The following is an 11451-nucleotide window of genomic DNA, read 5'->3' on the forward strand; positions in this document are numbered from 1 at the left end:
ATCCTTTTGCCTCACCTATGCACTTGCTGCAGCCGCGCCAAGCCGGGTGCCGGCATTTTCGCCCCGCCGCCGGTCTGGAACTTCTGCCCCGCCCCGCTGTTGGGTCTGGGTGTATGAACCCCCCGTGTCGGTCAAGAGGTGCCTCGTGCGAGATCAGTCCAGCCCCGTGTTTCCTGTCCCGCCGCATCCCCCCTCTTCCGAAATCCCCGACGATCTGTTGCCCCGTCTTGCTGCCAATGCCAGGGCCGAGGACCGCGGCGACAAGGACATCTCCGCCTCGGTCGAGGCGCTGCGCGCCGCCGGGCTGTTGCAGGCGGTGCTGCCGGGCTCGCTCGGCGGGGCGGGTCTCGGGGCCGGTGGCGCCGGGGCCGAGGCGTCGGTGCGCGGCCTGATGCGGATCGCGCAGGCCAACCTGTCGCTGGCGCGGCTCTTCGAGGGTCATGTCAACGCGGTACAACTGGTCGACCGTTTCGCCCCCGAGACCCTGCGCCACGAGATGGCCGCGGCCGTGCGCGACGGCGCGCTGCTGGGGGTCTGGGGCGCCGATGGCAACACGCCGCTGACGCTGGCGGGCGACCGGCTGGCCGGCGGCAAGCGGTTCGCCTCGGGGCTGGGGGTGGTGTCGCTGGCGGCGGTCACGGTGAACTCCGGACCAGAGGTGCGGCTGGCGCTGGCCGAAAGCGACGCACCAGAGCGGCAGGACCCTGCGGTCTGGAGCATGCTGGGGATGCGCGCCAGCGCCTCCGGGAACTATGATTTCAACGGGCTTCCGGCCGAGCGCTTTCGGCTCTTCGGCGCGCCGGGCGATTACCTGACCGAGCCGGGCTTCGTCTCCGGCGTCTGGCGGATCGCGGCGCTGCAGCTGGGCGGCACCTTCGGGCTGATCGCGGCGGCGCGCGACCGGCTGGCGGCGATTGACCGGCTCGAGGCCGAGGCGCAGATCACCCGGCTGGCCGCGGTGCTGCAGAGGGCCTACGGCGCCATCGGGCTGGTCGAGCGCGCCGCGCGCATCGCCGAGGGGCAAGAGGGTCGGGCGGATGCCGAGCGGGCGGTGGCGCTGTCGATCCTGGCCCGGCTCGAGACCGAGGAGATCGGCCAGACGGCGATTGCCACGGTCGAACGTGCCATCGGCCTGGCGCATTTCGACAGCGACAGTGAGACCGGCCGCATCGCCCGCGACCTTGCCACCTACATGCGGCAGGTGGCGCGCGATGCCTTTCAGCAGCGCGCCGGGCGGATCGCGCTCGCCCCGGGCCGTGACCTTTTGGAGCTCTGGCATGGATAGGCGCGGCGGGGGGGCGTCGCGCGATCTCTGTCACTTCACCGGCGGCCGGCCGGTGATGGTGCTGGCACCGCATCCCGATGACGAGAGCCTTGGCTGCGGCGGGCTTCTGGCGGCCTGTTTCGAGGCCGATGGCGCGCATGTGGTCTGCGTCACCGACGGGCGGATGTCGCACCCCGGCTCGCGCGACTGGCCGGCCGAACGTCTGGCAGTGCAGCGGGAACAAGAGCTGCTGGCGGCGGTGGCGGCGCTTGGCGGGCGCACGGAAGACGTCAGCTGCCTGCGCCACCCGGATCAGGCGGCGCCAGAGGGCGGCCCGGCGGTCGAGGCAATCGCGGCGCTCTGCGAAGAACGCGACATCGGCACGCTCTTCGGCCCGGCACCCGAGGATCCGCACCGAGATCATCTGGCGGTGGCGAAGCTGGCGCGGGCGGTCTGCGCGCGGCAGCCGGGGCTGCGGCTCTTCGACTATTCGGTCTGGGCGCGCTGGCGCGGGCTCTGGGCCGAGGACGCGGCGCAGAGCTTCGAGACCAGCGGCTGGCGGGCGCGCAAAACCGCGGCGATTGCCGCTCATCGCAGCCAACTGGGCCAGCTGGTGACGGACGATCCCGAGGGGTTTGCCATGCCGCCGGGCTTTGCCAGCTTCTTTGCCGAGCAGCCCGAGCGGTTCCGTGAGGTGCGCCGATGAGCGCCGTCGACCGCGCGGCGTTGCAGGGGATCTATGCCGAAAGCAGCGACCCCTGGAATTTCCGCCAAAGCACCTACGAGCAGGAGAAATTCGCCGCCACCCTCGGCGCCTGCGCCCGGATGCGCTATGGCGCGATCCTCGAGATCGGCTGCGGCAACGGCGAGCTGGCGCGGCGGCTGGCGGCCCGGACCGACCGCTATGTCGGGCTCGACGCGGTACCGCGGGCGCTGGCGGCGGCGAGCGAGGCGGTGCCGGGGGGCGAGTTCCTCTGCGCCTATTTCCCTTGCCGCCTGCCGGAGGGACGGTTCGAGCTGATCGTGGTGTCGGAGTTCCTCTATTTCCTCGACCGTGCCGGCGTGGCAGCGCTGGCCGCACAGATCGCCGAACGCTGGCCGCTGGCCGAGGTGCTGACGGTCAACTACCTCGGCGCCACCGGAAATGACCTGCAGGGCGGGCCGGCGGCCGATCACTTCGCAGCCGAACTGGCCCAGACCCATCACTGCGATCTGAGCGTCGCGCGACCGGGCTATCGCCTCGACCGGCTGCTGCCGAAACCGGAGGCCCGGGCATGAGCGCACTTGAGCAGATTGGCCGGGCGATGCCGGTTGCCACCACGTTGCAAGGCCTCAGCTTTGCCGGGCCGGCTCTGGCGCGGCAGGCCACGGCGGTTGTGATCCCGGCGCTCAACGAGGAGGCGCGGATCGGCGCCTGTCTTGCGGCCCTCGCCCGGGACCGCGAGGACCTCTGTGTCGTGGTGGTGGCCAACGATTGCACCGACGGCACGGCAGAGGCGGCCCGCGTGGCGGCGGAGCGCGCCGGCCTCGCGCTCTGTGTCGTCGAGGCAGGGTTTCACGGCCGTGGCAATGCCGGGGTGGCGCGGCGGCTGGGGATGGCCGTGGTGCAGAGCCTCCTGCCGGGGGTGCAACATCTGCTGACCAGCGACGCCGATTGCACCGTCTGTCCCGGCTGGGTGGCCAACAGCATTGCCCATCTGGGCGGTGCCGACGCGGTCTGCGGCCATGTGATCCCCGAACCGGAGGAGGAGCGTCGGCTGCCGTGGCCCTGCGTAGCGCGAGCCGAAGCCGAGCGGGCCTATACCCGTGCGACGCTGGAATTCGAGAGCCTGGTCAGCCCCGATGCCGCCAATCCATGGCCGCACCACGGACAGGCGCCGGGCGCGAGCCTCGGATTTACCCGCGCGGCCTATGTGGCGGCGGGCGGGTTCGCCAACATGGACTGCGGCGAGGATCGCGAGATCATCCAGCGGCTGAAACGCGCCGGCCGCGCGGTGGTACATGCGGCGGATGTGGGCGTGGTGGCCTCTTGCCGGGTGGCGGGGCGGGCGCGGGGCGGCATGGCCGACCGGATCGCGCGCCATATCGCCGAGCCCGACAGCCTGTGCGACGAGCGGCTGATGCCGGCCCATGCGCACTTGGCGCGGGCCGAGCGGGCGCTGCGCGGCGGGCAGACCTTTCGGCTGATCAGCCCGGTGCCGCGCAGCCTGCGCTTGCTGCCCTGGCAATTGCCAGGCGAGCGGGCGCGGCTGACGGCGATCAACGCCGCTCTTGGTGCGGTCCCTGCCGCGGCCCGCGGCGCGCTCTTGACGCAGATGCGGAGCCGCGGGGCGGACCTGTCCTGGCAGGCGTCGCCGGTTCAGGCGGCCGAGTGACTCAGCCGCCGGCCGGCGGGTTGCCCCGCTGATAGCGGTTCCAGCGCACCGAGGACCACAGCGAGACGCCGATCAGCGCCGCGCCGCCCAACCCGGTGATGACCTCCGGGATATGCACCAGCGACTGCATGAACATGATGATCGACAGCGCGATGATGGCATAAAAGGCACCATGCTCGAGAAAGCGGTACTCGGTCAGGGTGCCGTTCTCGACCAGCATGATGGTCATCGACCGCACATACATCGCGCCGATGCCGAGGCCGATGGCGATCACGAAAAGGTTCTGCGTCAGGGCGAAGGCGCCGATCACCCCGTCAAAGCTGAACGAGGCGTCGAGCACCTCGAGGTAGAGAAACGCGCCGAGCCCGCCCTGTGCCGCGCCTTTGACCGCCTTCTGCGTGCTGTCGAGCAGCCCGCCCAGCACTTCGACCAGCAGGAAGGTCAGCAGGCCCCAGATCGCCGAGGTGAAGAAGACCTGTGTCTCGGCGCCATCGAGCAGCCGCGAGAAGATCAGCACGGTGACCAGCGCGATCGCCACCTCGATGCCGCGGATTGTGGCATGGCGCGCCATGCGCTTTTCCAGCCACTGCACCCAGTGCACGTCCTTTTCGTGATCGAAGAAAAAGCTGAGCCCGACCATCATCAGGAAGGTGCCGCCGAAGGCCGCGATCGGCAGATGCGCCTCCTCCATGATGAGGGCGTATTCCTCGGGTTTCACGGCGGCGAGGGTGATCGCCTCCCAGGGGCCGATCCGGGCCGAGATCACCACGATCAGCAGCGGAAAGACGATCCGCATGCCGAAAACGGCGATCAGGATGCCCCAGGTCAGGAAGCGGCGCTGCCAGACCGGGGTCATGTTCTTGAGCTTGTTGGCGTTGACGATGGCATTGTCGAACGACAGCGAGATCTCGAGCACGGCAAGCACCGCGCAGATGAACAGGATCGTCAGCATGCCGGCCAGCGTGCCGGTGGTGGTCCAGCCGAGCCAGGCGCCAAGCGCGAGGCCGAGGCCGGTGACGATGAAGGCCCATTTGAGATAGGAAAGCATGGAGCGGGCCGGTGCGCCGTCTTGGGCGCCACCGACGTGGGGGGTATTCTGTGCCATGATGTGAACACGTCCAGGCGGCTGGAAAAAGATCTGGTGCCGACATCACGAAAGCGCCGCCACTTTCGCCAGAGGGGCCCGGTCACCCGATTTGCAGCGCGCACGCGCTTGGCGCTTTCTGGCCTGTCGGGGCGGTTTTGTAAACGGATTCGTCGCCTCGTGGCGGTGCTGGGCCGTTCTGTGCCGAGGTGGTGGGGTGGTCCGGCCACAGAGACGGCCTGCGGTGGCGCTTTGCGGGTCGCAGGGCCGGCGTGTCCGCTTGTAACGCTTCGCCGCCCAGGACTTGAGCCGGGGCCTCCGGCGCCGGCGGTTGGCAGGAGGTCCCGGGTCACGCCCGGGAAAATGGCGCGGCGAACGAGGCCTCCGACGCGATATCTTAAGGGCGGACAGGGTGTTGGCGGGGAGGTCCCGGATCAAGTCCGGGACGGAGATGGGGTTTATGGTGAGTGGAATGACAGGGGTCGGCAGGGAGTGGCTGTGGTTGGCAGCCCTGAGTATGCGCCTCGGATCGGCAGCATCCAGCGCACTGTCCCGACGGGTCGCTGCGGTGCCGATGACCTCTCGGGGCCGCAGCGGTTCGGAAAGGACCGAAGGAGGGCCTGAAGGGGGATCCGCCTCAGCTGCCAATTTTGTCATATGAGAAAAAAATTGACAAAAGTAAACGTAACGCAGATAGTTGCGGTCAAGCTAGGCCTGCCCTGCAGGCTCCGTGATCTGCCACGAGGGAGGACAAGATGGCAAACTCGAAAACCAGCTACGTGTCACGCCGCGCATTTCTGAAGACGGGGGTCGCAACGGGGGTGGCGCTGGCCGCGCCGACGTTCTTTGTCGGCAAGGCGCATGCCGACACCGAGACGCTCAACATCGGGATCATCCCGGCCTATTCCTTCGGCATCTACTGGCTGGTCCAGGACCAGGGCTTCGCGCCCGGCGTCGAGATCGATTTCAGCGTCTTCCCCTCCGGCCCCCCCGCCATCGAGGCGATGGTCGGCGGCTCGGTCGACGCGATCACCGTGGGCTCGGTGCCGCCGCTGGCGGCGATGGCGCGCAACGTGGCCGACTTCCGCGAGATCTCGGTCTGCGGCGATGCCTCTGGGCTGTTCACCATCGTCGGCCAGCCGGGGATGAAGAGCCTGGCCGATCTCGAAGGCAAGCGGATCGCGGTCACGTCCGGGTCGAACTTCGATTTCTTCCTCGGCGTGGCGCTGGAACAGGCCGGTCTGTCTGACATGAAGATGACCCGGATCAATATGGAGCCGATCGACGCCCAGGCGGCGCTGATTGCCGGAGCGGTGGATGCCACCGTGCCGCTGGCCACCTCGCGCCAGCTGATCTTCGACAAGCTGCCGGGCGCCTCGATGCTGGCCGATGGCACACAGATGCCGATCGGCAAGCGGCCCTCGATCATGGATGTCTTCATGACCACGCAACAGACCATGGACGCCAAGCAAGAGGCGCTGACCGAAGTGGTGCGCGCCTTCCACGAGGACGGGGTGAAGATGCTGCGCGAAGACAATGCCGAGGTCGTCCAGCGGATGATCAAGTGGCAAAGCGGCATCGGCCGGGCCGGGGTCACGGCGGCAGAGGTCGAACCGCTGCTCAACAACTACTTCTATTTCGACGTGCCCGAGATCAAGTCGGTCTATGCCGACGGCATCCTGAAAAACGCCCTGCGCGTGCAATCGGAGTTCCTGGTCGAGAACGACCGCATCCGCAACATGCCCGACCTCGATGCGCTGGTGTCGGACCAGATCGTTGCGCGGCTCTGAGACCGATGGCTGTGATCGATACTCTCCGGTCAAGGCGCCTGTGGTTGGGCGCCTTGTCGATCGCCACGGTGTTCGCGGTCTATATCTGGATCACCAACCAGCCCGACAACAACCCGGCGCTGCTGCCGCCGATCTCCGATATCCTGGCCTCGTTCAAGACCAACCTGACCAGCGGCAGCCTGCTGACCGCACTGGGGGCGAGCCTGTTCCGGATTGCCATGGGGTTCTTTATCGGCACCACGCTGGCGCTGATCGTGGGTTGCCTCGTGGGCTGGTACAAGACGGTGGAATACCTGCTTGATCCGCTGATCGAGGCGCTGCGGCCAATCCCGCCGCTGGCCTATATCCCGATCATCATCATCTGGTTCGGGATCGGTGAATTCAGCCGGGTGCTGATCATCACCATCGCTTGTTTCATGGTCTGCGTCGTCAACGTGATCGCCGGCATGAAGAACGTGCCGCAGGTCTATGTCGATGCCGCCTCGACCATGGGCGCCAGCCGGTTTCAGGTGTTCCGCACCGTCGCGGTGCCTGCCGCCACACCGTTCATAATCACCGGCTACCGGATCGCGCTGGCCGCCGCCTGGACGACGCTTGTCGCCTCGGAACTTCTGGCGGCGCAGAACGGCCTCGGCTTTCTGTTGCAGGAGGGACGGCGCTACTTCCTGACCGATCAGGTGATGATGATCATCGTGATCATCGGCGGCTGCGCCTTCATCATGGATCGCGTCTTCCGCAAGATACAGGCTCATCTCATGCAATGGTCGGAGGCCCGTGAATAATGCCAGAGATCATCGTCGACAATCTCACCCACACCTTCGGCAAGGGCGAGCCCGGCGCGCTCACCGTGCTGGACAAGATCAACCTCACCTTCGAGAGCGGCTCGTTCAACTCGATCATCGGCACCTCGGGCTGCGGCAAGTCCACGCTGCTCAAGATGATGGCAGGGCTCTTCACCCCCTCTGACGGGCAGATGACCCTCGATGGCGAGGTGATCGAAGCCACCGACCGCCGCCGCGGCATGGTGTTCCAGCAAGACGCGGTGTTTCCCTGGATGACCGTGGCGAAGAACATCTCCTACGGGCCGCGGCTGCGCGGCGCCTCGCGGTCCGAGCAATCCGAGGTCGAGGCGAAATGGACCGAGATGGTGGGGCTCAAGGGCTTCGAGGACCGCTGGCCGCGCGAGCTCTCTGGCGGCATGCGCAAGCGGGTCGATATCGGCCGGGTCTATGCCAACGACCCCGACGTGTTGCTGATGGACGAGCCCTTCGGGGCGCTCGATGCCCAGACCAAGGAGCGGATGCAGTCGGACCTGTTGAAAACCTGGCAGAAGACCAAGAAGACCGTGGTCTTTGTCACCCATGACATCGAAGAGGCGATCTTTCTGTCGGACAAGATCATCGTGCTGTCCTCGCGTCCGGGCAGGGTGCATCACATCGAAGAGGTCAGCCTGCCGCGGCCGCGCAATGACGAGATGCGGCTGACCGAAGAGTTCCTGGCGATCAAGCGCCGGCTCTGGGGCATGCTGGATCACTGAGTTTCCCGAACCTCCCTGGCCCTTCGGGGCACCCTTGCCGCGTGGGTCCCCGGGGACCGACGCGGTTTTTTCATGCGGTGTCGTATCGGCGCGCCGCGGCCGAGCGGCGCTAATCTGCCGCGGTGGCGTCGATCTCGAACATCAGGCCGGGGATCGCCAGCCGGGTGACCCCAAGAAGCGTCATCGGGGGGGCGCAGTGCAGCGGCCCGAAACGCTGGCCCAGAAGATCGAGGTTCTTCAGAGCCGCGTCGACATCCGTCGCATAGATGCCGAGCTTGATGATGTGGCTCAGGCCCATGCCCGCCTTGGCCAGAACGGCCTCGAGATTGTCGAGCGCAAGGCTGATCTGGGCCCGCATGTCGTCCGGATGCTGCGGTGTGCCGGTGCTGTCGACGGCGGTCTGGCCAGCGCAGATCAGCTGTCGCCTTGCGCCTTCGATCACTTCGGCCTGATTGTAGCCCAGGTTCAATGACCAGTCCCAGGGGTTCACGGCTGTGCGTTGCATCGGGTCTCTCCTTGTCGATGTTGCTGACGCCGGACTAGATCGAAACGGTGCCAAAATTTGGCACCATTTGTGCTAGGGTGGTGAAATGAACATTCGCAGTCGACAAGACGCCATCGTCCGCAGCCTGCGGCGCAACGGCACATCCACTGTCGACGGCCTCGCACGCGAGGTCGGCGCCTCGCGGCGCACGGTGCTGCGCGACATCAGTTCCTTGCGCGATCAGGGCTTTGTGATCCACTCCGATGTTGGCCGGGGTGGCGGGCTTCAGCTTGATCCGCGCTCGGTCCAGACCACCTCGCGGCTGTCGGTGCCAGAGGTCTTTGCGCTGCTGATCAGCGTCGCGGCAATGCGCGCGGCCGGCAGCCTGCCATTCTCTGACCTCGCCGATGCCGGACTGGCCAAGATCGAAAGGGCCCTGCCGTCTGACAAGGCCAAGGATCTGCGGGCCTTCCTTGACTGCCTGCACATCGGCCGGCTGTCGCCGCTGCAGGACCTGTCGGACATGGGCCGGATGGATCCGGCGCTCTTGCCGGAATTCGAGACGGCGTTTCTGCAGCGTCAGTTGATTCGGTTTTGTTATGCCGATGCCAAGGGGCGCCGGACAACCCGCGAGGTGGAGCCGCAAGCCATGCTGATCCTGCCGCCGCTGTGGTATCTGGTGGCCTGGGACCCGAAGCGCGACGAGTTCCGGCATTTCCGCATGGATCGGATCAGCGATCCGGTCAGCGTCGCAGGCACCACCTTTCGGCGACGCCATGTGCCGTTCGACGACGACGTCTGCCCGTTCAGCGAGGTGTCACGGTGAGGCCCGCCAACGCAAAACGCCCCGATCTCTCGGGACGTTCCGGTGGTGCAGCAAGGCTCGCCGCTACAGCGCTTCGGCCTTGACCAGCGAATGCACGTCGTCCACCCGGGCCGTGGCGAGGTCATCTTCGGTGATGCCGAAACTCGCGCCCATCAGGTCCTCGATCCCGCCCACCAGCGCCAGCGCATCCAGCCCGTAATAGCGCATCAGGTAGGCACGCGAGCCGCCATGCGCATAGGTGTCCTTGAGCCCCAGCCGCACCAGTCGCTTGCCGACGCCGGCATCGGCCATGGTCTCGGCCACCAGCGAGCCGACGCCGCCCTCGGTGACGTGGTTTTCCAGCGTCACCACGCCGTGCTTGACCGAGCCGATGTGGTCGAGCAACTGCCTGTGATCGAAGGGCTTGATGGTGTGCAGGTGGATGTGGCGGATCGACAGACCGGCATCGGCCAGCGCCGAGCGCGCGCGCATCGCCTCTTCGGTGCTGATGCCGGACGACACCACCAGGATGTCCGTCCCCTCCGACAGCACCCGCATCTCGCCCACCTTGATCGGCGTATCAAACAGCCGCGGCACCGAGCCGCGCAGCACCCGGCACCAGACCGGGCCGTCGATGCTGTCGGCGGCCTCGCAGATGCTTTCCACCTCGGTGGCGTCGCCGGTCTCGAGGATCGTCATGTTGGGGATCGAGCGCATCACCGATATGTCTTCGATCGACTGGTGGGTCATGCCGCCGGGGGTGGTGACACCGGGCAGGAAGCCCATCAGCCGCACCTTGCGCCGGGGATAGGCGATCGAGGCCATCAACTGGTCATAGGGCCTGCGGTACATGAAGACGCCGAAGGTGTGGATGAACGGCCGGAAGCCGGCCAGACCCAGACCGCCGGCAAAGCTGAGCATGTTCTGCTCGGCCATGCCCATCGACAGGAACTGATCGGGGTGGCGGTCGCGAAAGCCGTCGATCTCGCACGACGAGGTCAGATCGGCCGAGAGACAGAGGATCTCGGACTTGCCGGCGGCGAATTTCTCGAACGCCGAGGCGTAGGGGCGGGATACCATTTCAACCATGTGCAGGGCTCCTCAATGGGCGTAATCGATGGGATCGACGCCCAGATCGGCGGCAATCGAGGTGTTGAAGCGGGCGCGTTCGTCTTCGGACTTGAAGCGCAGGTAATGCAGCCGCGGAAAGCGTTCCTCTAGGATCGGCATGGTCTGATAGGGCGAGGTCCGGGCGAGGATGATCAGCGGCTTGCCGTCATGCGCTTCCTGGGCGGCGTCGCGCATCGCCTGAATGTCGTGGCCGTCGATCTCGACACAGGTGGCGCCGAACTCGGTGAATTTGCGGCGCAGGTCGCCGACCTGCATCACGCTGTCCATCGCGCCGTCGCATTGCTGGTCGTTGACGTCCATGATGGCGCAAAGGTTGTCGATGCCATGGAACTGCGCCGCGGCAACCGCCTCCCAGGTCTGGCCTTCCTGAACTTCGCCGTCCGACATGAAGACCCAGGTCTTGCCCGGCTCGCCGCGCAGCTTGCGGCCATAGGCCAGCCCGGCGCCGGTCGACAGGCCGATGCCCAGCGTGCCGTTGTGCACCTCCATGCCCGGTGAATGCTCGGCCCCGATCATCTCGACCGAAGAGCCGTCCTTGTTGAACATCTCGAGCCCCTCAGGCGCCATCCGGCCAACCTCGATCAGCGTGGCATAGGCCACCAGCGCGTAATGCGCCGGCGCGATGAACAGCCGGTCGTACTCGGGCGCGGCGGGGCCGTTGTATCCGGCACCGGTGTGATAGTCGGGGTTGGCGGGCGAGGGCACGCCTTCAAACGGCTTGGGGATCATCGGCAGGGTCGGCGCGCCCAGCTTGAGTTCCTCGTTGTAGAGCCATGCCAACTGCTCGGCGGCAGAACAGGCCTGGCTCAGATATCCGCCATTGTTGCGGATCGTGTGCTCGAAGACCCGGCGCCGGAGTCCCAGCGCGACGTCTTCTGTGGTTCTTTCGTTCTGCATGGCATCCTCTGATTTGCTGCTTTACAAAAGTCAGTAAATCGATCATATGTAAAAGTCAAGCGCCGCAGGACCCGGCGGCGGAAA

12 protein-coding genes are annotated in these 11451 nt (G+C 66.6%); 8 read left to right on the forward strand and 4 right to left on the reverse strand.

The genetic code is table 11. The annotated features are described in order from the left end of the window. Window positions 1–217 precede the first annotated feature (217 nt). Genes VOI27_RS06480 through VOI27_RS06495 form a run of 4 tightly spaced genes read left to right on the forward strand, consistent with a single transcriptional unit; the run spans window position 218 to window position 3639 of the window. Window positions 218–1285: an acyl-CoA dehydrogenase gene (locus tag VOI27_RS06480; protein WP_323764501.1), complete on the forward strand. Its 1068-nt coding sequence runs from the start codon at window positions 218–220 to the stop codon at window positions 1283–1285. Then, window positions 1278–1970 (forward strand): PIG-L deacetylase family protein, encoded by a 693-nt coding sequence (locus VOI27_RS06485; RefSeq protein WP_323764502.1) that lies wholly within the window; start codon window positions 1278–1280, stop codon window positions 1968–1970. The genes VOI27_RS06480 and VOI27_RS06485 overlap by 8 nt, the downstream gene beginning before the upstream one ends. Continuing rightward, window positions 1967–2542: a class I SAM-dependent methyltransferase gene (locus tag VOI27_RS06490; protein WP_323764503.1), complete on the forward strand. Its 576-nt coding sequence runs from the start codon at window positions 1967–1969 to the stop codon at window positions 2540–2542. Before VOI27_RS06485 ends, VOI27_RS06490 begins: the two co-directional genes overlap by 4 nt. Next, complete coding sequence (locus VOI27_RS06495; RefSeq protein WP_323764504.1) at window positions 2539–3639, forward strand: glycosyltransferase family A protein; 1101 nt, start codon at window positions 2539–2541, stop codon at window positions 3637–3639. The genes VOI27_RS06490 and VOI27_RS06495 overlap by 4 nt, the downstream gene beginning before the upstream one ends. 1 nt (window position 3640) lies before the next feature. On the opposite strand, the gene VOI27_RS06500 is transcribed toward VOI27_RS06495, so the two are convergent. Continuing rightward, a complete protein-coding gene (locus tag VOI27_RS06500) occupies window positions 3641–4744 on the reverse strand; it encodes a DUF475 domain-containing protein (RefSeq protein ID WP_323764505.1) in 1104 nt (367 codons plus the stop codon). 734 nt (window positions 4745–5478) lie between these two features. Between VOI27_RS06500 and VOI27_RS06505 the strand changes: the two genes are divergently transcribed. From VOI27_RS06505 to VOI27_RS06515, 3 genes are read left to right on the forward strand one after another with little or no spacing between them, the layout of a single operon-like run. Further along, a complete protein-coding gene (locus tag VOI27_RS06505; RefSeq protein WP_323764506.1) occupies window positions 5479–6513 on the forward strand; it encodes an ABC transporter substrate-binding protein in 1035 nt (344 codons plus the stop codon). Window positions 6514–6566: 53 nt separating this feature from the next. Beyond that, the gene (locus VOI27_RS06510) at window positions 6567–7295 is read left to right on the forward strand and encodes an ABC transporter permease (RefSeq protein ID WP_323764507.1); all 729 of its coding nucleotides are present in this window, start codon (window positions 6567–6569) and stop codon (window positions 7293–7295) included. Beyond that, window positions 7295–8050 (forward strand): ABC transporter ATP-binding protein, encoded by a 756-nt coding sequence (locus VOI27_RS06515; protein ID WP_323764508.1) that lies wholly within the window; start codon window positions 7295–7297, stop codon window positions 8048–8050. Before VOI27_RS06510 ends, VOI27_RS06515 begins: the two co-directional genes overlap by 1 nt. 109 nt (window positions 8051–8159) lie before the next feature. On the opposite strand, the gene VOI27_RS06520 is transcribed toward VOI27_RS06515, so the two are convergent. Beyond that, entirely contained in the window at window positions 8160–8555 is a 396-nt protein-coding gene (locus tag VOI27_RS06520; protein WP_323764509.1) for a RidA family protein, read from the reverse strand. Between the two features lie 85 nt (window positions 8556–8640). Between VOI27_RS06520 and VOI27_RS06525 the strand changes: the two genes are divergently transcribed. Next, the gene (locus VOI27_RS06525) at window positions 8641–9360 is read left to right on the forward strand and encodes a helix-turn-helix transcriptional regulator (protein ID WP_323764510.1); all 720 of its coding nucleotides are present in this window, start codon (window positions 8641–8643) and stop codon (window positions 9358–9360) included. Window positions 9361–9423: 63 nt separating this feature from the next. Here VOI27_RS06525 and VOI27_RS06530 read toward each other — a convergent pair whose 3' ends face one another. Together VOI27_RS06530 and VOI27_RS06535 are read right to left on the reverse strand one after the other, a co-directional pair. After that, entirely contained in the window at window positions 9424–10428 is a 1005-nt protein-coding gene (locus tag VOI27_RS06530; RefSeq protein ID WP_323764511.1) for a transketolase family protein, read from the reverse strand. A gap of 12 nt (window positions 10429–10440) precedes the next feature. Beyond that, window positions 10441–11367, reverse strand: a complete 927-nt coding sequence (locus VOI27_RS06535) for a transketolase (RefSeq protein ID WP_323764512.1) — start codon at window positions 11365–11367, stop codon at window positions 10441–10443. Window positions 11368–11451: the final 84 nt, after the last annotated feature.

It is taken from the genome of Marinovum sp. (assembly GCF_034669705.1).
GTDB lineage: Bacteria > Pseudomonadota > Alphaproteobacteria > Rhodobacterales > Rhodobacteraceae > Marinovum.